The organism is Pseudomonas sp. BP11-1-1 (assembly GCF_052112105.1).
Classification (GTDB): domain Bacteria; phylum Pseudomonadota; class Gammaproteobacteria; order Pseudomonadales; family Pseudomonadaceae; genus Aquipseudomonas; species Aquipseudomonas alvandae.
In genome coordinates this window covers 1-18491 of sequence record NZ_JAUTYU010000006.1, presented here as the reverse complement: position 1 = coordinate 18491, position 18491 = coordinate 1, and the positions used below count along the sequence as shown (strand labels likewise).

Below are 18491 nucleotides of genomic sequence, written 5' to 3'. Positions count from 1 at the left end.
TAGGAAACCAAAAGATGGACGCACTAGACCGACGATTCAGTGGACTCAGCATTGGCACCGGAGTCGTTCGATATTCGGATCTCAGCTACCTGATTACCACCAATGACCTTTCAATCAGCGAAGGCTACACGGGGTCGATTCTGTACACACTTGACCGTGGAACCTGGTATTCCGGCACAGTGCCTTGGCTTGCCTGTTCCGGAACGGTCTGCCACGTGCCGGCCGAGCGGTACCTGGCGCTCGGCACGGACGGCTCGGTGCGAGCCAGCGGTGGAGGCGCAGTCAAGGAAGAGCCGCCCATTGCCAATTGCGGAGTCGACCCGACAAAACGCGGCCCCCTTCGCGAAATCCGCGGCATCGCCAAAGGTCGCGCCTACGCCGTAGGCACCTGCCGCCAAGCCTACGTGCGCGACGGCGAAGATCAATGGCGATGCATCGACCAGAGCGCCCAGGTGGGCGACACCCCCATCACCGACACCAGCTTCGAATCCATCGATGGCTTCAGCGAGCAGGAAATCTATACCGTCGGGTGGGAAGGCGAAATCTGGAAATATGACGGTGCCGTCTTCACCCAGCAGAACAGCCCAACCAACCTGGCGCTCTATAAGGTGCGCTGCGCGCCGGACGGTTTTGCCTATGCTTGCGGCCAGCTCGGGACCTTGCTGCGTGGTCGCAATGATCAATGGGAAGTGATCGAGCACGACAGCACACGGGAAGATCTCTGGGGCATGGAATATTTCCAGGGCCAGCTGTATGTGTCTTCCACCCATTTCGTCTACCGACTGGAGGGCGACACGCTCAAGCCCGTCGATTTTGGCGATGACGCGCCGGGCACCTGTTACCACCTGAGCGCAGCCGACGGGATCATGTGGTCCATCGGGCCGAAGGACGTCATGGAGTTCGATGGTTCGAACTGGACGCGGTGCCTGCAAATTGACTGATCAGGCGAAATCTCCCTTCCGGATCAAAGGCCAATGACCACGCTGCCCGTTGTGCTCGACCTGCACGTTGAGGAAGCCGGTTTCCTGGCGGTCCTGCGCGACTACGCACTGCGCGCGCCCCACTACGACCTGGATGAACTGGGCGCATTGGAAGAGCGTATCGAAGCGCATCTCGATGGCCTGCGTATCGCCGGGGCAGCCGGCCTGGAAGCCCTTCTGGAGCAGCTCGGCCCGCACACCGTCGGCGAAATGTTCGCAAGCGTGGTGCTGGCCTTCGAGGCGGCCGATGCAAAGGCGCTGTCGCGGCTCAGCGAGCATTTGCGAAGCGCCGCGGAAACAGAGCGCGGTTATCTGATGGCCTTGGGCTGGCTTGACTGGGCGCGCATAGAGCCCTGGATCGACCGCATGCTTGCGGCACCCGAACCGCTTTTTCGCCGTCTCGGGCTGGCGGCGTGTGGCATGCACCGCCACGACCCCGGTGCCGTCCTGCTGGCCGGACTGTCCGATGTTGATCCCAGCGTACTTGCACGTGCCGCCCGCACCGCCGGCGAGCTGCGCCGGCATGACCTGTCACAGGCCTTGCAAGTCCACCGAACGCATATGCACCCTGCCACCCGCTTCTGGGCCAACTGGGCAACGGCGCAAATGGGTGATCAGCAAGCCCTCGAACCGCTGCGACTGTTCGCCGAGCAACCAGGCGAGTTTCAATACCGCGCGGCCTGCGTGCTGCTGGCCTGGCAGGCGCGCGAACCGAGCATCGCCTGGATACGCCAGTGGGTACAGGATCCCCGGCAGCGGCGCATCGGCATCCAGGCCCTTGGACTGTTGGGCGATCCGGTCAGCGTGCCGTGGTTGATCCAACACATGGCCGATGCGCCTTGTGCACGTGTCGCTGGCGAAGCCTTCAGCCTGATCACAGGAGCCGACCTGGCCCTGCTCGATCTGGAGCTACACGTCTTGCCGGATTTCGATGCGGGCCCGAACGATAACCCCGAAGATCCGCATGTCCTCATGGATCCCGATGAGAACCTGCCTTGGCCAAACCCTCAGTCTGTCGATGCCTGGTGGCAGGCCAATGGCGGAAATTTCCAAGTGGGGACTCGCTACATCTTGGGACTGGCCCAGAACGAATGCAGTTTTATGCAAGCGCTGGTCCGTGGCCAGCAACGTCAACGCATCGCCGCCGCCTGCGGTCTCGCGCGGTTCCGGCCGGGCGAGGCGGTGTTCCCAACCAGTGCGCCGGCCTGGCAACAAAAGCGGCTGTTGGAAATGACGGAAAGCCCAGATAACTGGCTTCGTTCGCATCTCATGAACCCAAGCGCCACATAAACTCAAAGCTTCGAATCGTGCTCGGAGCGCTTACATCACCGGCAATCTACGCATCTCTCCGCCCTCTCCCCGCAAACGCTCAAGATACGCTTCGGCATCCAGCAGTTGATAGGGAAAGTAGAGCCCAGGCGGGGTTGCAGGCTGGCCGTCCAACCCGAGCAGGCGCTCAAGGTTCATGGCGACGCAGAGACCAGTCAGCGGCGCAGTGCCTGCCGGGTGGACGACGGCATGACGGGTGCGCAGCGAGTTGCCTCGAAGATCCTCGCCAGCGAGTTCGATGATGATCTCGGTGGACATGGGTCGTCCTTGGCGCCTGCTGGAGCTCACCCCGATGCCAATGTTGAACTGGACATTCGGTGCACCCGTCGCAGCCGCCAGGCCGACGACGTCAATGGAAGAAAAACCCGTGGCTTCGATTGCCGTGCCGTCCAGCGCGTGGAAGCGCGCCTTGGCGTCCTCCCCTTCGCGCCAGACAAATGATCCGCCGCGCCTGGTCAGCGCGGCGGGGAGCATTTTGTTCAGGTGTTCGAAATCGCTGGCAACGGTCGGGCCGCCCGTGTCCTGCTCATCGACCAGCGCATTGATCCGGATATCGTCGATCCGGCCAAACTCACGGGCAACGCTGAACGTCGACACCGTCGTTGCGCCGACCATCCACTCATAACCGAGGACAATCGGCGATGCGCCTGGCGCATGCATGTACATGGCGATCTCCGGAGCGATCTCGAAAACGCCGGAAGATATGCTCAGGTGCGGCACCCCGCGCTGCTGCGCAAAGCGCAATCCAGCGAGAGCGTGGTCCATGTAGAAGACCACCACCGCGCTGACCGCGCGATCGCCGAGGCCCAGGTCGTCGGCACCGGCGTCGATCGCCACGGCCTGCGCCCCGCCCAGTTGCTCCGCGACCCGTTGGGCCTTCGCAAGGTCACGTCCGCCGATCAACAACGGTACATCTGGATGAGCGGCGCGCAGCGCCCGGGCAGTATGGTGGCCGATAGCGCCAGAACCGCCCATGAACAGGATAGGATCGAGTGACATCATCTGTCCTCCTTGCTTTTGGGGTTTAACCTACCTTTGGTAACTTAGCACAGCATCATCGGGCTACCTACCCCTGCATTGATACCGCGCGTCGTCGAGCCGATGCCGACCCCGCTTCAATCCCCGACCTGATTCTGTCAGTGTGTGTGGCGTGCGCCGCTTCGCCTCGTCACAGGATGTTTCCATGCGAAAGGATTACTTGGCTTTTTTCATCTCGCTGTTTCTATCGAGGCTGGCGGACCAGATCCTGTTGTTCATCGTGCCGCTGGTAGTGTTCCAGACCACCAACAGCGCTTCATGGGCCGGGTTGGCGTTCTTCGTCGAATCACTGCCGCGCTTTCTCGCTTTCCCAATGTGCGGCGCCCTGTGCGACAAGTATTCGCCGATCAGGATCCTGCATATCAGCCAGGTCTATCGGGCGCTGCTTTGTCTGTTGGCGATGGCGCTCTACGGCGTTTTTGGCGGCATCGCCTGGGTCGTGGTGCTTTCAGCCGTCTGTGGCGTGCTGACCACCCAAGGCATCATGGCCCGCGAAGTGCTGATGCCGTATGTCTTCCGGCATTACAGCTACACCAAGACCTTGTCCTATTCGCAAATTGCCGACCAGACCGGGCTGGTGCTCGGCCCATTGGTGGCGGCATTGTTGTTGGATATCTGGGCATGGCACTGGGTGGTGCTGTGGGTCGCCGCGCTGTTCCTGCTCGCCGACCTGGGCATGCGGGTATGGCAACGACTCAGCCGGGTAAGGCTGGAAGTATACGAGCAGCACCAGGACATCTGGCTACAGCCCCTGCGGATCGCCTTCGGGCATATCCGCAACCTGGCGGAACTGAAAAAGATCATCGCGCTGGCGGTGGGCGTCAACCTGATTGTCGGCGTCACCTTGGCCACTTCGGCCGCCATGGTGATCGGCGAGTACGGTGCCGGCAAGGACCACTACGCCGGCTTGCAGGCGGCTGGCGCCGCAACCACGATCTTTATCCTGTTGCTCCTCGCGCGAGTAACCCTGCCCCTGCGGGTCTTAGGGGGAATTGGCTATTCGATGATCGCTGCAGGCGGGGTGATCAGTGCCCTGAGTCCAAACCTGTCGGGCTATGTCCTGGGCTTCCTGTTGATCGTCGGTTTCGACAAGATGTTCAACGTCTACATGCGCACCATTCGCCAACGGGTCATTCCGCCCCAGGACTTCGGCAAGACCGTCGGGGTGATCACGTTGCTCAACAACCTGTCACAGCCACTGGCCGGTTTGCTGGTGGCGCTGCTGGCGGCGCCTTTGGGGACGCAACAGGTCATCCTGGTCCTGGCTGGGTTGACAGTCCTTCTGGGAGTGGCCGCCCTGTGGTGGTTTGCGAACGTGGACCGCTTCATACCTGCCGAGCAAGCAGGTCGAGCGTCCGCCGATCCGGCTCGCCCGAATAAAACCGATCGAGCGCCTGTTGATACAGGGGAGATCCCGACTGGGCGCTGATAAACAGCGTAAGACAGGAGCGAAACTTCAAATCATCGGGTGAGCCAAATATCCGCTCGGCGCTGGTCCCGCTGTGCTGCAGGACCGTCATCACGGTCTCCTCCAGTCGGGGTCCGAGCACATCGTGTTGCAGGTATGCGCGAGCCTCGGCAAGGCCGGAAATCCCGAAGAGGCTGGCCATTTCGGAACGACCGAGCCCTTGCAGTTGCGGAAAGATGAACCACATCCAGTGACTCGTCTTCCGCCCGGCGCGCAGTTCGTCCATGACGCGACTGAATACCGGACGCTGCGCCTCGACGAAGCGCGCCAGGTTGAAAGGGTCTTGCATGATCGATCCTCCCCCGTCGTTGAGCGCGCTGGCAAAGGGCGAACCGGCTGGCCGCCCCACAAAGTCGCCTCAAGCGCTCAGTTCCTGCTTCAGCCGCTTGAGCAGCGCCTTGGCCGCCGCTTCCGACGAGGCAGGGTTCTGGCCGGTGATCAGGTGACCATCCTCGACGACGTAACTGCCCCAGTCCGCGCCTTTGGAATATTCGCCGCCTTTGGCCTTGAGCATGTCCTCCACCAGGAACGGCACCACCTGCGTGAGGCCCACCGCCTCTTCCTCGGAGTTGGTGAAGCCGGTGACTTTCTTGCCTTTCACCACGGGCTGGCCATCGGGTGCGTTGACGTTCTTGAACACTCCCGGCGCGTGACAGACGGCGGCGATGGGTTTGTTCGCGACATAAAAGGCTTCGATAAGCGTCTTGGAGTCGGTGTCCTCGGCCAAGTCCCACAGGGGGCCATGGCCGCCCGGATAGAACACGGCATCGAAGTCATAGGGATCAACCTCGCCCAACGGCACCGTGCTTGCCAATGCGGCTTGAGCCTGGGTATCCGTGGCAAAGCGGCGCGTTGCGTCGGTCTGGGCACTCTCCTCGTCGCTCTTGGGGTCCAGTGGTGGCTGCCCGCCCTTTGGAGACGCAAGCGTGACCGTCGCCTTGGCGTCGACAAACACGTAGTACGGAGCGGCGAACTCTTCCAGCCAGAACCCCGTCTTCTTGCCGGTGTCGCCCAACTGATCGTGGGATGTAAGCACCATTAGGATCTTCATGTGAACTTGTCCTCCGAGCGGGAATGGGCGACGTGCGCTCGCCCTGCATTAGGGTTTGTACGAAAAGTCGCCGAGCGGCGATCAGGCAAGGCGAAAACAGGCGAGGAAGCGGAGTTGACTGGTTGTCAATGAGCATTCCGAGCCTGTTTTCAACGCAGCATGATCGTCGCGCAGGCACTTTTCGTACAAAGCCTAGTGTCAGAGGCTGCGCTGGTCCATACGTTCAAATGAGCGTAGCGAGCGTGAGAAAAATCATTCAGATGACGTTCTTCACGTTCTTCACGCTCTTGCCGAAATAGCCGCCAGGCGTAGCTCCCTTGAAGCGGCATAATCCGCCTGTCGTCCGAGTTGCCAACCCAGGTATCCCCACAACAACGCGCAGCACGCCCCCACCATCGCCGCCACGCCTGCACCTTGGCCGATCTGATCGAGCAGGCTCTTGGCCCAGCCACTCACGGCATCGCCGGCGCGATAGACCACGGTGTCGATGAAGTTCTTGGCTTTGTATTTGCTCTCGGCATCCAGGGGCGCAAATAACATTTCCCTGCCGGGCCGGACAAACGCGTACTCGCCGATTCGTCGCACGATCATCAAGGTTGCAAGCAGCGCAAAGCCCGGCGCCAGGGCGAGGCCCAGGAAACCGACGCACATGAGCAACGGCACGACCGCCAGCAAAGCACGCACGCCCAACCTCGGCGCGATACGACCGGTGATGAACAATTGGGACAGCAATGCGCCGGCCTGCACGATGATATCGAGGGTGCTGAAGATACGAACCTGCGATGCCCGGTCCGGGTAGTGCTCGGCTACCAGGCGCGCCTGCTCGAAATAGAGAAACGTGCTGACCGTCGCCAGCAGCACCACGAAGCCGGCGATTCCCACCAGATAAGGCGATCTGAACACCGCGACCATCCCGCTGAACGGATTGCCGGCCAGTGGCTGCCGCGGGTTTTGCGTGGGTGCTGCACCAGGTCGCCCCGCCCCGCCCTGTCCGCGCCAGCTCATCAAGGTCCGTTTCAACACCAGCGTGGCACCGAGCAACACAGCCGCGAGCAGCATCAAGCCTGACGCTCCCACCGCGTTGATCAACAGCGCGCTCAGCGCGGGCCCCAGCAGGCCGCCGACGCTGGCGCCGGCGGCGATGAATGCAAACAGGCGCTTGGCCTGCTCACTGTCGAACACATCCGCCATCAAGCTCCACGCCACCGAAACGACGAACAGGTTGTAAACCGATATCCAGACGTAAAACACCCGGGCGAGCCAGACACTGTCTGGAAGGAACTGGAAAAACTCGACGAACATCAGCAGATTGATGCCAAAGAAGCCATACACCCAATCGATCAGGCGCAGCCGCGGCACTCGGGAACTGAGCCAGGCGAATAACGGAACGGCTGCCAGCATCACCAGGAAAGTCGCGGTGAATAGCCATTGCAGGTTTTCCACGCCCGCCGCAATGCCCATCGACTCACGGATCGGGCGCAGCATGAAGTAACCGGTAAACAGGCAAAGAAACAGCAGGAAGCCACACAGCGCCGGACGCAGTTCACCGTCATGGGCGTTAAGGGCAAGGCTCAGCCGCTGTACGAACGTCATCGTACTCATGGGAACTCCAGAAAGAAGGCTACGGGACGGGCGCGAGGCCGATGCCCGCGCCCTGGATAGGATCAGCGATAGGTAACGCCGGTCAGGCGCTCGGAGGTCGCCCAGAGTCGTTCGGCATCCGCTTCGTTGGTCGCGGCCGGTGGCGTCTTGGCGAACCCCAGCGGACCGCGTTTTTCGTCATCGCCGGTCGGCCCGTAATAGGCGCCGCCAACGGCCTGCTCGGCAGTCGCCGCATACAAGGTGGGCAGCGCGCCTTGAGCCGCAGAGTGGTATGCATCGCGATCCTTCGCCCAGCGCTGGCCGAACTCGCTGTTGACGCCCGGGCCCCGGGCGATCAGTTCAGTGACGGCCACGCCAGGATGCGCGGCGATGCTGCGGATCCCCCACTTCTGTTCGTCACTGCGCCGTTGCAACGCGAACGACCACTGCAAGATGGCCAGTTTCGACTGGGCGTAGGCGGCATAAGGGTCGTATTTCTGCTCGGACTGCAGGTCGTCGAAATTCACTGCGCCGCGCGTGGCCGCGATGCTGGAAAGGCTCACCACCCGGGCATCGTCGCTTTGCCGCAGGAGCGGAACCAGCAGGCCGGTCAGCGCGAAATGTCCGAGGTAGTTGGTTGCCAGCTGAAGCTCGAAGCCATCGGCGGAGGTGCCTCGCTCAGGCGGCGCCATGATGGCTGCATTGTTGATCAACACGTCCAGGCGCGGCAGCCGCTGGTTGAGACGCTCGGCCAGGCCGCGCACCGAAGACAGGTTGGCCAGGTCCACGGACTCGAACTGCAACTTGGCGTCGGGTACGGCCTCGCGGATACGCTTGATGGCGTCCGCACCCCGCTCCGGGTTGCGCGCCGCGATGATGACCTCGGCCCCCGCCCGCGCAAGTGCCAGGGCGTCCTCATAGCCCATACCGCTGGTGCCGCCGGTTACCAGGGCAATCCGGCCCTTCTGTGAAGGCATGTCGTGGGTCGACCAGTCGGGTTTGGGCACCGCCCGGTCCGATGCTTCGGTGCTCATCGCACTGAGGAGTGCGACGCCGGCCGTCAACGTTCGGGTCCGCCTCATGAGCTGGCTGATGGTGTATAGAAAGCCGCCTGCGGGGGTGATTGCTCTGTTCCACATGATTTGAGTTCCTTGGTTGGATGGCAAACTGGTGCGACCGGGCTTACTGAATGGCGCAGGCGTCTGTCTGTTGAAGGAAGGTGACGTGACGAATCTGCCCGTGCGTGTCGACGTAAGTCATCGTTGCTTGCCCGACTTCGCATACGGTTGATTTCGGCTCATCGATACGAACCGCCTGCGCAATGTCCAGCGGCATACCGTATTCATAGGCCGGAGCCTGGGTCTGTTCCTTGGCAAACAGAGGCGAACCGCTCAACGTGATCACTGCCAGCAGGCTGGCGACCGAAAAGTTTTGAATATTCATGGTGTACTCCACTGTCCTGACCGGGATGGTGGTTGCACTCTAGGAGGGGGACGCTGACGTCAAGGTGACGGGTGACTGACAGGAACATGTCAAACGCGAGCGCGATGGCCAAGTGTGGGAGCGAGCTCGCTCGCGATGGTGGAGTTCCAGTTGAGGAAGATGTTGAATGTGCCGGCGTCTTCGCGAGCAAGCTCGCTCCCACAGGGGGTTGTGGCGGGCATGGGTTGCAGGTTCGCTGAAGAACCAGTGTGGGGGCGGGCTTGCTCGCGAAAGCGGTGGCTCTGTCACATCAATGCCGAATGTGCCGCCGCCATTGCGGGCAAGCCCGCTCCCACAGGGGGTTGTGGCGGGCATGGGTTGCAGGTTCGCTGGAGAACCAGTGTGGGAGCGGGCTTGCTCGCGAAAGCGGCGGTCCGGCCAGCGGAGACGCTGAGTTGATTAACGCGCTGGCTGGCTCGTCAGAGAGAACCCGAAGGTGTTGACCCCGTCCTTGCTATGGGCGAACACCCGCCCGCCGTGCATGGAGGCTACCGCCCGCACGATGGAAAGCCCCAGGCCATGATGTGCGTCACTCCTGGCCCTCGCGGCATCGGCTCGGTAGAAACGCTCGAACAGACGTTCCAGATGCACATTTTCAATGGGCTCACCGGCATTGGAGACGCTGACCTCGGCCTGCATGCCATGGCTGACCAGGCTCACCGTGATCGTGCTGGTCGGCACCGCGTATCGCGCCGCGTTCTGGATCAGATTGGCCAGGGATCGGTGGAACAGGCGTCGGTCAATACGCACCCGCATGTCGCCTTGGATCACCACGTTCAGCTGCTTGTCGTGCAAGACCGGTTCCAGGTATTCCACGGTCTTCGACGCCTCTTCGCAGAGCGACACGTCGCTGAGTTCAGTGGCCCGCTGCCCGCTTTCCGCACCCGCCAGGAACAGCATGTCATTGACGATGGTGCCCATCCGCTCCAGCTCTTCGAGGTTCGATTGCAGCAAGTCCTGAAGCTCATTCACGTCTCGTCCGTGGGCCAGCGCGACCTGGGTCTGGCCAATCAGGTTGGTCAAGGGCGTGCGCAGTTCATGGGCAACATTGGCGTTGAACCCTTCGAGCTGGCACCAGGCGGCTTCCTGGCGCGCCAGGGCACCGTTGAACGACACCGCCAGTTCCTGCAATTCCCCAGGCAGCGCCTCGGTGTCCAAGCGTTGTTTCGAATCCCCCGGCGGCAGGCTGTTGGCCTGGCGGCTCAAGCGCCGGACGGGTGCCAGGCCAAAACGCGCGATCCAATAGCCCAGCAGTGCGACCAGCACTACGCCTAGCGCCGACGTGAGGATCAATGTCTTGGTGAAATGATCCAGGGTCTTCATGAACGGCGTTGAGTCGAGCCCCACGATAAAACGCAACTCCGGGCGGCTGCCCATGGCGGCAATGGTCTCGACCAGCAGGACCATGGGGCGGTCCCGGCCAGGTATGGTGACGCTGGAAAATCCATCCGGGCGCGTCGACCAGTCCCGGCCATCCGGCATCGCACCGCCATAGCTGTACGTCGGATTGTCCACCAGGACCCAATAGCGCACGCGTTCGTCGGCGGGCGTCAGGCCGTCGAGCTTCTGCCGCAGCCCCACCCAGAATTCCGGAGAGTCATATTTCGCCAGCACCGGGTCGAGAACCGAGTGGCGCAGGGTCAGCTCGTTTTGCATCTGGTCTTCGAGCGATTGTTTCAAGGAACAGCGCAACAACGTCGCGCATACGGCGGTGATGAGCATGACCGCGAGGGCAAACATCAGGGCGAGCCGCTTGGAGATCGAGCTTTTCATCACAGCGCACCGACTTGCCTGTCACTTGCTTCGCGGCTCTCCAGCACATAACCCATCCCCCGGACGGTATGTAGCAATTTGCGCGGATACGGCGCATCAACCTTGGCGCGCACACGCTTGATCGCCACTTCGACCACGTTGGCGTCGCTGTCGAAATTCATGTCCCAGACCTGCTCGGCAATCATCAATTTGGAAAGAATCTCGCCCTGGTGCCGGGCCAGCAGGCTCAACAGACAGAACTCCTTGGCCGTCAGGTCCAACCGCAACCCGGCACGTGTGACCTTGCGAGCCTGCAGGTCGACCTCCAGGTCGTCGATGCGCAGGTGCGTGGGATCGACCGCGTCATCGGCGCGCCGCCGGATCAATGCCTGGACGCGCGCGACCAGTTCGGCAAAGGAAAAGGGCTTGGCCAGGTAGTCATCGGCGCCCTCTCGCAACCCCCGGACGCGATCGTCTACCGTGCCCCTTGCCGACAACATGATGACCGGGGTTTTCTTGCGCAGGCGCAGCCCCTGCAACACGCCGTAGCCGTCCTTGCCCGGCAACATGACATCCAGGATCACCACGTCGTATTCCATTTCCAACGCACAGTGCAGGCCATCGATGCCATTCGTCGCGACATCGACAATGTAGCCGAGCTCGCTCAAGCCACGGTGAACATAGGAAGAGGTTTTTTCTTCGTCCTCGACAATGAGCAAGCGCATCAGGTATCTCCTCTCCGGAAGCGGGGCAACCTAAAGAGTCTAGACAGTGAAGGTGTCCGGAGACTGACCGCTGCCTGACATTCTTGTCAGAAATCGTTTCCGAGATGCCATACTGGCCGGCGGCTCTTGTCACCCGCTGCCTTGCTCCGTAGCCCTCACAAAAACAACTGGGAAATGCCATGCCAGACACACCCGGAAAGAACCCCGTGGCACTGATCAGCGGGGTTGGCAGCGAGATGGGAATCGGTATGGCGATTGCACGGAGGCTGGGCGCCGCCGGTGCCAGGCTGATCGTCACCGCCAGCAGCGCGCGCACTGCGCTACGTGTCGAAGAGCTACGGGGCGAAGGCTTTGAAGTCGAAGGACGGGCCCTTGACCTCACCGATGAACGACAAGTGCGTGAGTTCGGCCTGTGGGCCGAGTCAGTGTGGGGGCGCATCGATGTGCTGGTGAACAACGCGGGCATGGCCATGCAAGGCAGCCCGGAGTCGTTTGCCGAGGTGGCGACTTTGGACCTGGAAACGTGGAACCTGTCCCTGGCCCGAAACGTCACGACAGCGTTCCTACTGACCCGTGCCGTCCTGCCCGGCATGCAGACGCGCAATTACGGACGCATCGTCAATATCAGCTCCACCACTGGCACGCGGTGCAGCAACCCCGGCGAGGCCTCCTATAGCGCCGCGAAGGCGGCCATGGTCGGCATGAGCATGGGCCTGGCGCTGGAAGTGGCCCGCCAGGGAATCACGGTCAACTGCGTCGCGCCCGGCTGGATCGCTACCGGCTCGACCACCGCCGAAGAAGCCCATGCAGCGGGCTATACGCCAATGGGCCGGGCGGGACGCCCCGAAGAAGTCGCCGCCTTGGTGGCTTTCCTGGCATCCGCTGAGTCCAGCTACATCACCGGTGAGGTCATGGTGGTGGATGGCGGCAACTGTCTGGTGGAGAACAAGGCGCCCGGGCGCTGATTCACAAGCGAATCAGTGGCGCAATAGCCTGCGCAGCGGCACCCCGTCCTTGAGCACCGGGGATTTGATGACGATGTAACTGAAGTACTTGGAAATACCGATGTTCTTGTCCAGCAGCCCTTCGATCACTTCCTGATAATGCTGGATGCTGCATGTCATGAAACGCACCAGGTAATCGTAGCCACCGCTGATCAAATGGCACTCAAGTACCTCGTCGACCAGGCGAATGTTGGATTCAAACTTGGCGAAGTCTTCGCGTTTATGGTCGCTGAGGGTGATTTCGGTGAAGACCGTCACCGAATCGGTGATCTTGGCCAGGTTCAGGTGCGCTCTGTACCCGGAAATGTAGCCGGCCGACTCAAGGCGCTTGACCCGCTGCAGGCAAGGGCTGGAGGACAGCCCCACGGCATCGGCAAGGCTGACGTTGGTCATTCGACCGTCCTTCTGAAGTTCGACAAGGATACTGATATCAATTCGGTCTAGTTTGATTAAACCTTCCATCGGGTACCCCATTATTGCCGTTCAGTGACAGTGGTTTTAGCAAATTCAACGTCGCAAAGATAGCTGATGCTGGGCCACCAGATCCGCCATGCTGGTGATGTGGAAATCGGCGGATTGTTCTTCGGTGGGTTGTTCCGGGCCACGGCGGATCAGGCATAACCCCGCCGACTTCTGTAAGCGCTCGGAGGCCTTGGACACCTGCATGATGTGCTCAGGCTGGAGCATGTTCGCCAGCAACCAGGCTTCGTCTTCCAACGGATTGTTGGCCCGTGAATGCAGGTCCTCGGGGGGAATGCCCAAACGCTCGCAGAGGCTGTCACGGTCTTCGGCGTCACGGTCGCAGTACACCAGCAGTCGATAGAATTTGCGCAGGTACAACATGGCACCGGGTGCGTCTTCGAACAGCGACCAGGTACTGGCCGAACGGGCAAAACTCATGCCCTCCTCCCAGTTGGCCTTGAGCTCCAGGCGCTCGGCCAACTGACGGTGGGCAAAGCACAACAGGCCACTGAAACCCAGCTCGGAAAAACGCGGATAGAGCCCGCGCACCGCCGCGTCGAACTCTGCCAGCACCGCTTCCCTGGCAAGCGCGCCTGGGTGGCTTTCGAGCAAAGGTTGCAAGGCCGTCCAGATACCGGAGTCCCGATCGACCAGGACTTCGTCGCAATCAATCAGCAGCGCGCGATAATCAGTCAGGTGCATGTGTGTCGCCTCCCGTGATGCATCCATGTGCTCCAAAGGCCTTCGGTCGGCGCAGGCTCACTGGCTGCCGACCGGGACCTGGAATCAACTCAACACCCGTGACAACGCGGCTTCAAGTATGACCAGGGCTTCGTCGATCTGATTTTCTTCAGTGACCAGGGGCGCAAGGAAACGCAGCACATTCCGGTACACCCCGCATTTGATCACCAGCAATCCGCCTACCCTGGCCTGGTCGATCAGTTGTTGGGTGAGTTCGGCATCAGGACTGCGCGCTTCATCGTCCTTGATCAATTCGATGGCCAACATGAAACCGGTACCGCGCACGTCACCGATACGTGGGTAACGTGCCTGCAAGCGCAGCAGGCCTTGGCGCAAACGCTCAGCCAGTACCTTGCCGCGCTCGAGCAACCGGTCCTGCTCGTAGGTGTCGATCACCGCCAACGCGGCCGCACACGCCAGGGCGTTACCGCCATAGGTGCCACCCAGGCCACCGGGCAACGGCGCATCCATGATCTGCGCACGTCCCACGACGCCTGATATCGGCAAGCCGCCGGCGAGACTCTTGGCGACGGTCACCAGGTCCGGCTGGATCCCGGCGTGCTGGAAACCGAACCAGGTGCCGGTACGGCCGAAACCGGTCTGGATTTCGTCGAGAATGAGCACGATGCCCTGTTGCTCGGTCAGGCGGCGCAGCGCCTGGAGAAATTCCGGCGGCGCCGAAAGGAAGCCGCCATCACCCTGCACCGGCTCGATGATGATCGCCGCGACCCGATCCGGGGCGACTTGGGTCGCCAGCAATTCGTTAAGGGCCTGCAAGGCCATCTCGCTGGTGAAACCGCGATAGGCGTTCGGGTACGGCGTATGAAACACCTCCGGAGCGAGAGGCCCGAAGTTCTGCTTGTACGGTTGGCTCATGCCGGTCAGCGTCGTGCCGAGCAAGGTACGCCCATGAAATCCGCCACGGAACGCAATCACCGCTGGCCGATTGGTGTGGGCGCGAGCGATCTTCACCGCGTTCTCCACCGCCTCGGCGCCAGACGTGAACAGCGCCGCCTTGTAGGCGTCCTGGCCACCGACCAATGCGCACAGGCGTTTCACCAAGTCGAGATAGGGTTTGTAGGCCACCACCTGGAAACAAGCATGGCTGACCTTTTGCAATTGGGCTTGCACTGCGGCGACCACGTTCGGGTGATTGTGGCCGATGTTCAAGACGCCGATGCCGCCGACGAAGTCCAGATAACGCTTGCCGTCCACATCCCAGACCTCTGCGCCCTGAGCCCGGTCGATGACCAGCGGATGCGCGGTGACCAATCCCCTGGGCACGAATTGATCACGTTGACGAAGCAAGTTCGGGGTTTCTTCGACTTTACTGTTCATGGCATCTCCGGCAGTGAACCAGGCAACCGGGAAACGGCTGCGATGTGTCCCACAGGTTAAGCGTTCGACGCAATTGTCTAAGCCGAACTTGGCCCCTGGGAAATTCGGATCGACTGTTTTCACCCCGCTAAACAGCAGATTCCATCAGCCGGCTCCAGCCCCATGGAATCTGCCGATAAAAGCCTTCAACACCGCAGTGGCAGGCAGTTATGCCGGCGCTTTCGAAACATCCTGCTTTGCCACTCGGGCATGCTGGAGGTTCCCGATCCAGTGTGAGAAGTCATCCATGGCCCTGCTTTATAAAGCCGACCCGGTACGCGGTGAACAATGGAAACGTCTATTCGCCGAGCACGCTCCGGACATCGAATGGCGTGCCTGGCCCGACATCGGCGATCCGCGTGATATTCGCTACCTGGCCGCCTGGCAGGCGCCGGACGACCTCGAAACCCTGTTGCCGAACCTGGAGGTGTTGTTCGCGCTGTCGGCCGGGGTCGACCAGCTCGACCTCGACCAGTTGCCTGCTTCCCTGCCAGTGGTACGTCTACTTGACCCGGGCATCACCCAAGGCATGTGCGAATACGCCAGTTTCGCCGTCCTCGGGCTGCACCGGGATATGCTCCGCTATCGCCAGCAACAGTTGGCCCGGTGCTGGCAGGCTCATCTGCTGCAGCCGGCCGCCAAGCGCCGGGTCGGCGTGATGGGCCTCGGCACGCAGGCCCGGCAGATTCTCAGCACCTTGCAGACCTTTGGTTTTGCCTTGTCAGGCTGGGCGCGCAGCGAGCATCACATCGCCGGGGTGGACTGCTTTGCCGGTAGCGAACAGCTCCCGGCTTTTCTCGGCCAATGCGACATCGTGCTGTGCGTCTTGCCATTGACCGAGCAGACCAGAGGGATTCTCGATCGCCGGTTGTTCCAGCATCTGCCCAAGGGGGCCGCCCTGGTCAACATGGGTCGGGGCGGACACCTGGTGGAAGCGGATCTGCTTGAAGCGCTTGCCAGCGGCCAGCTCAGTGCGGCGGTGCTCGATGTGTTGCAACAGGAGCCAGCGGCGCCGGATCACCCTTTCTGGGAACACCCGCAAATCTGGCTGACGCCGCATATCGCGGCGATGACCCAACCTGAAAGTGCCTTTGGCGTATTGCTGGACAATATCCGTCGGCATCAACGCAATGAATCGATGCTCGGCAAGGTTGATCGCAAGCGCTGTTATTGATCTGGGTCTGCCTTTTTTTTCGACGCAAGATTGCTGGAATTTATTGCTGTGCGTGCTGCGGGTTTGAGCAATAACTGCGGCCACGGACGACGCCACTCATGCAATCTGCCGAATCACTGCCGGCCCCTTGCCAGGCCAATTGGCAGGTGAGATACACACACTTTCAGCGGCGAAATCCCACCGGTTTCGGCCCTGTCCACGGAGCTAAGTCATGCCTAACTCGCAACGCCCCGCGTATACCTTTCGCCCCATGACCGGCGCCGACCTGGAATCGGCCCACGCCTTGTCCGTGCAATTGAAATGGCCCCACCGCCTGGAAGACTGGGCCATGCTGCAACGCGTCTCGCAGGGTTTCGTCGCGCAGGACGACGGCCGCCTGATCGGTACCGCGTTCACCTGTGCGCAAGGTGACTACGCCACGATCGGCCTGGTGATCGTCAGTGACGAATACCAGGGCCAAGGCATAGGTCGCAGACTCATGGAGCTGGCACTCGAGGCATGCGGATCGAAAATCCCGATGCTCAACGCGACGCTGGCCGGCGCCCCACTTTATGCCAGCCAGGGCTTCGTTGATTTTGGGCATATCCAACAGCATCAGGGCCACGTACTTGTCCCCGCCGTTCCTGCCCTGTCAACTGACGAACGCTGCCGCGAATTGACCAACGCCGATCGACGCCAGCAAATCGAACTGGCCAACGCGGGCAGCGGCTTGGACAGGCGCGCCGTGCTCAACGATCTGTTCGACAGTACCGAGCACGCCATCGGTATCGAGCGCGATGGCCAGCTACGCGCCTTCGCCCTCCTGCGCTCTTTCGGTCGTGGTCGTTATGTCGGCCCGGTCGTCGCGGAAAATCCACAACAGGCCAAGCATTTGATCGCGGTGCTGTTAGCCCGGGCACCGGACGCTTTCCTGCGCATGGACATTCCGTCCGATTGCGGGCTGGGGCCCTGGCTTGAAGAAGCCGGACTGAAGCAAGTCGACACCGTCGCACAAATGGCCCGCGGTACCCCGCCGCAGGCCAGTGGCGGCATCCATCAGTTTGCCCTGGTGACCCAGGCCATCGGCTGACCTCCCCTTCATCGTTATTACCCTCGGAGACACCGCATCATGCTAGAGCCCACCGCAGTGCTGCTGGCCCACGCCGACGGCCGCCCGGCCTCAACCGCGTTCACTTCCGGTTCATTGGGCGCCAACGATCCTTTCGACCGGCGCATTGCCTATGTCGCGGCGGATGACATCGCTGCCGGCGTGGTCCACGCGAGTGGCGAGTTCAGCGTCGATGAATATCCCTACAGCGAAACGATCGTGGTGCACGCGGGACAGGTCACCCTGCGGAGCCAGGAACAGACGCTCCGGCTCAATCCGGGAGACAGCGCCGTGATTGCCCGTGGCACGTCGATCCGGATCGAGGCACAACCGGATTCTCTCTGGGCTTTCTGCGCCGATATCCAGCCTGCCGAAGTGGGCAATGTCGGGCTGATGTTCCTTGCGCCACAAACATTGCTCTCGCCCTCGACGCCTCCGAGTGAAGAGATCCTGCTGGGGCCGACACCGCAATGCCGTTCGAACAATCTGTTTATCGAAGAAGCGACGAACCTGCGCATCGGCATCTGGGACTCGACGCCCTACACCCGCCGGGCGAGGCCGCATGCGATGCATGAGCTGATGCATTTGACCGAGGGCAACATCGTTCTTCAACTGGCGGATGGCACGGAGTTGGCGGTGGGGACTGGGGATACGGTGTTTGTGCCCCGGGAGGCTCCTTGCGCCTGGAAGAGCGGGGTTTATGTGCGCAAGGTTTATGTTTGCAAGTAGCGTTTCCGCTCTTTGTCATGGGGGAGCGAGCCAGCTCGCGAAGGCGGCATGTCAGTCGATGAAGATGCTTCATGTACCGGCCTCTTCGCGAGCAAGCTCGCTCCCACAGGGGGCTGTGGTGTACATGATTTTTGTAGCTGCTGACGATCTAATGTGGGAGCGCGCTTGCTCGCGAAAGCGGTGGTTCAGCCAAATAAATCCTGGCTGATGCCCCGCTCTTGCTCTTGCTTTGGATCTTGCTCTTGCTCTTGCTTTGGATCTTGCTCTTGCTCTTGCTCTTGCTTTGGATCTTGATCTTGATCTCAGCGCCCCGTTAAACCACGCTGGCCGAACGCAGGTCTTGCGCAGTGGGCATCCCGGCATGGATGCCGGGATAGCCGCGCCGGGCCCAGAGTGTGTAAAAACCGATATAAACATCGTCGGCACGTAGTGCCGACAGGTGTTGGCCAACTGATAAAAACCTAAAGCGCTCCTGTACCTCCAAACGGCCCCTACAAGCGCTAGCAAGGCT

At 61.4% G+C, this 18491-nt stretch carries 18 protein-coding genes and 1 pseudogene; 7 read left to right on the top strand and 12 right to left on the bottom strand.

Annotated features, from left to right (window positions below):
* Window positions 1-14: 14 nt before the first annotated feature.
* Window positions 15-941 (top strand): hypothetical protein, encoded by a 927-nt coding sequence (locus Q7C33_RS14365; protein ID WP_030138906.1) that lies wholly within the window; start codon window positions 15-17, stop codon window positions 939-941.
* Between the two features lie 33 nt (window positions 942-974).
* Complete coding sequence (locus Q7C33_RS14360) at window positions 975-2270, top strand: TIGR02270 family protein (protein ID WP_407683605.1); 1296 nt, start codon at window positions 975-977, stop codon at window positions 2268-2270.
* Between the two features lie 30 nt (window positions 2271-2300).
* Here Q7C33_RS14360 and Q7C33_RS14355 read toward each other — a convergent pair whose 3' ends face one another.
* On the bottom strand, window positions 2301-3308 hold the full coding sequence (locus Q7C33_RS14355) for an NAD(P)-dependent oxidoreductase (protein ID WP_407683604.1): 1008 nt from the start codon (window positions 3306-3308) through the stop codon (window positions 2301-2303).
* Window positions 3309-3492: 184 nt separating this feature from the next.
* On the opposite strand from Q7C33_RS14355, the gene Q7C33_RS14350 reads away from it, so the two are divergent.
* A complete protein-coding gene (locus Q7C33_RS14350) occupies window positions 3493-4776 on the top strand; it encodes an MFS transporter (RefSeq protein WP_407683603.1) in 1284 nt (427 codons plus the stop codon).
* Here Q7C33_RS14350 and Q7C33_RS14345 read toward each other — a convergent pair.
* The 7 genes from Q7C33_RS14345 to Q7C33_RS14315 all read right to left on the bottom strand — a co-directional run bounded on the left by Q7C33_RS14345 (window position 4673) and on the right by Q7C33_RS14315 (window position 11406).
* A complete protein-coding gene (locus tag Q7C33_RS14345) occupies window positions 4673-5104 on the bottom strand; it encodes a DUF1810 domain-containing protein (protein ID WP_198796473.1) in 432 nt (143 codons plus the stop codon). The genes Q7C33_RS14350 and Q7C33_RS14345 overlap by 104 nt on opposite strands.
* Before the next feature lie 69 nt (window positions 5105-5173).
* The gene (locus tag Q7C33_RS14340; RefSeq protein ID WP_407683602.1) at window positions 5174-5866 is read right to left on the bottom strand and encodes a type 1 glutamine amidotransferase domain-containing protein; all 693 of its coding nucleotides are present in this window, start codon (window positions 5864-5866) and stop codon (window positions 5174-5176) included.
* Window positions 5867-6145: 279 nt separating this feature from the next.
* The gene (locus Q7C33_RS14335) at window positions 6146-7468 is read right to left on the bottom strand and encodes an NTP/NDP exchange transporter (protein WP_030138912.1); all 1323 of its coding nucleotides are present in this window, start codon (window positions 7466-7468) and stop codon (window positions 6146-6148) included.
* Between the two features lie 62 nt (window positions 7469-7530).
* Entirely contained in the window at window positions 7531-8481 is a 951-nt protein-coding gene (locus tag Q7C33_RS14330) for an SDR family oxidoreductase (protein WP_407683746.1), read from the bottom strand.
* A 148-nt stretch (window positions 8482-8629) separates the two neighbouring features.
* Window positions 8630-8890, bottom strand: coding sequence for a DUF2790 domain-containing protein (locus Q7C33_RS14325; protein WP_030138914.1), 261 nt, complete (start codon window positions 8888-8890; stop codon window positions 8630-8632).
* Between the two features lie 438 nt (window positions 8891-9328).
* Window positions 9329-10702 (bottom strand): heavy metal sensor histidine kinase, encoded by a 1374-nt coding sequence (locus Q7C33_RS14320; RefSeq protein ID WP_217859496.1) that lies wholly within the window; start codon window positions 10700-10702, stop codon window positions 9329-9331.
* Window positions 10702-11406 carry a heavy metal response regulator transcription factor gene (locus tag Q7C33_RS14315; RefSeq protein WP_030138917.1) on the bottom strand — a complete coding sequence of 235 codons (705 nt, stop codon included), beginning with the start codon at window positions 11404-11406 and terminating at the stop codon, window positions 10702-10704. Before Q7C33_RS14315 ends, Q7C33_RS14320 begins: the two co-directional genes overlap by 1 nt.
* 179 nt (window positions 11407-11585) lie before the next feature.
* Between Q7C33_RS14315 and Q7C33_RS14310 the strand changes: the two genes are divergently transcribed.
* On the top strand, window positions 11586-12371 hold the full coding sequence (locus tag Q7C33_RS14310) for an SDR family NAD(P)-dependent oxidoreductase (RefSeq protein WP_030138918.1): 786 nt from the start codon (window positions 11586-11588) through the stop codon (window positions 12369-12371).
* Window positions 12372-12383: 12 nt separating this feature from the next.
* Here Q7C33_RS14310 and Q7C33_RS14305 read toward each other — a convergent pair whose 3' ends face one another.
* The 3 genes from Q7C33_RS14305 to gabT all read right to left on the bottom strand — a co-directional run bounded on the left by Q7C33_RS14305 (window position 12384) and on the right by gabT (window position 14951).
* Window positions 12384-12872 (bottom strand): Lrp/AsnC family transcriptional regulator, encoded by a 489-nt coding sequence (locus tag Q7C33_RS14305; protein WP_008146530.1) that lies wholly within the window; start codon window positions 12870-12872, stop codon window positions 12384-12386.
* A 45-nt stretch (window positions 12873-12917) separates the two neighbouring features.
* Complete coding sequence (locus tag Q7C33_RS14300; RefSeq protein ID WP_407683601.1) at window positions 12918-13574, bottom strand: 2-haloalkanoic acid dehalogenase; 657 nt, start codon at window positions 13572-13574, stop codon at window positions 12918-12920.
* Window positions 13575-13658: 84 nt separating this feature from the next.
* A complete protein-coding gene (gene gabT / locus Q7C33_RS14295) occupies window positions 13659-14951 on the bottom strand; it encodes a 4-aminobutyrate--2-oxoglutarate transaminase (RefSeq protein WP_407683600.1) in 1293 nt (430 codons plus the stop codon).
* Between the two features lie 286 nt (window positions 14952-15237).
* On the opposite strand from gabT, the gene Q7C33_RS14290 reads away from it, so the two are divergent.
* The 3 genes from Q7C33_RS14290 (at window position 15238) to Q7C33_RS14280 (ending at window position 17980) form a co-directional block, all read left to right on the top strand.
* On the top strand, window positions 15238-16164 hold the full coding sequence (locus tag Q7C33_RS14290) for a 2-hydroxyacid dehydrogenase (RefSeq protein WP_407683599.1): 927 nt from the start codon (window positions 15238-15240) through the stop codon (window positions 16162-16164).
* 211 nt (window positions 16165-16375) lie between these two features.
* Complete coding sequence (locus Q7C33_RS14285) at window positions 16376-17233, top strand: GNAT family N-acetyltransferase (protein WP_407683598.1); 858 nt, start codon at window positions 16376-16378, stop codon at window positions 17231-17233.
* Window positions 17234-17272: 39 nt separating this feature from the next.
* Window positions 17273-17980, top strand: coding sequence for a cupin domain-containing protein (locus tag Q7C33_RS14280; protein ID WP_407683597.1), 708 nt, complete (start codon window positions 17273-17275; stop codon window positions 17978-17980).
* A 313-nt stretch (window positions 17981-18293) separates the two neighbouring features.
* Here the strand turns inward: Q7C33_RS14280 and Q7C33_RS14275 are convergent.
* Window positions 18294-18491, bottom strand: a pseudogene (locus Q7C33_RS14275) (hypothetical protein); the annotation flags it as partial.

Bases quoted from the DNA above. Each gene is read 5' to 3' on its own strand.
- Q7C33_RS14365 (WP_030138906.1), top strand. From the start codon at position 15: ATGGACGCACTAGACCGACGATTCAGTGGACTCAGCATTGGCACCGGA.
- Q7C33_RS14360 (WP_407683605.1), top strand. From the start codon at position 975: ATGACCACGCTGCCCGTTGTGCTCGACCTGCACGTTGAGGAAGCCGGT.
- Q7C33_RS14355 (WP_407683604.1), bottom strand. From the start codon at position 3,308: ATGTCACTCGATCCTATCCTGTTCATGGGCGGTTCTGGCGCTATCGGC.
- Q7C33_RS14350 (WP_407683603.1), top strand. From the start codon at position 3,493: ATGCGAAAGGATTACTTGGCTTTTTTCATCTCGCTGTTTCTATCGAGG.
- Q7C33_RS14345 (WP_198796473.1), bottom strand. From the start codon at position 5,104: ATGCAAGACCCTTTCAACCTGGCGCGCTTCGTCGAGGCGCAGCGTCCG.
- Q7C33_RS14340 (WP_407683602.1), bottom strand. From the start codon at position 5,866: ATGAAGATCCTAATGGTGCTTACATCCCACGATCAGTTGGGCGACACC.
- Q7C33_RS14335 (WP_030138912.1), bottom strand. From the start codon at position 7,468: ATGAGTACGATGACGTTCGTACAGCGGCTGAGCCTTGCCCTTAACGCC.
- Q7C33_RS14330 (WP_407683746.1), bottom strand. From the start codon at position 8,481: ATGAGCACCGAAGCATCGGACCGGGCGGTGCCCAAACCCGACTGGTCG.
- Q7C33_RS14325 (WP_030138914.1), bottom strand. From the start codon at position 8,890: ATGAATATTCAAAACTTTTCGGTCGCCAGCCTGCTGGCAGTGATCACG.
- Q7C33_RS14320 (WP_217859496.1), bottom strand. From the start codon at position 10,702: ATGAAAAGCTCGATCTCCAAGCGGCTCGCCCTGATGTTTGCCCTCGCG.
- Q7C33_RS14315 (WP_030138917.1), bottom strand. From the start codon at position 11,406: ATGCGCTTGCTCATTGTCGAGGACGAAGAAAAAACCTCTTCCTATGTT.
- Q7C33_RS14310 (WP_030138918.1), top strand. From the start codon at position 11,586: ATGCCAGACACACCCGGAAAGAACCCCGTGGCACTGATCAGCGGGGTT.
- Q7C33_RS14305 (WP_008146530.1), bottom strand. From the start codon at position 12,872: ATGGAAGGTTTAATCAAACTAGACCGAATTGATATCAGTATCCTTGTC.
- Q7C33_RS14300 (WP_407683601.1), bottom strand. From the start codon at position 13,574: ATGCACCTGACTGATTATCGCGCGCTGCTGATTGATTGCGACGAAGTC.
- gabT (WP_407683600.1), bottom strand. From the start codon at position 14,951: ATGAACAGTAAAGTCGAAGAAACCCCGAACTTGCTTCGTCAACGTGAT.
- Q7C33_RS14290 (WP_407683599.1), top strand. From the start codon at position 15,238: ATGGCCCTGCTTTATAAAGCCGACCCGGTACGCGGTGAACAATGGAAA.
- Q7C33_RS14285 (WP_407683598.1), top strand. From the start codon at position 16,376: ATGCCTAACTCGCAACGCCCCGCGTATACCTTTCGCCCCATGACCGGC.
- Q7C33_RS14280 (WP_407683597.1), top strand. From the start codon at position 17,273: ATGCTAGAGCCCACCGCAGTGCTGCTGGCCCACGCCGACGGCCGCCCG.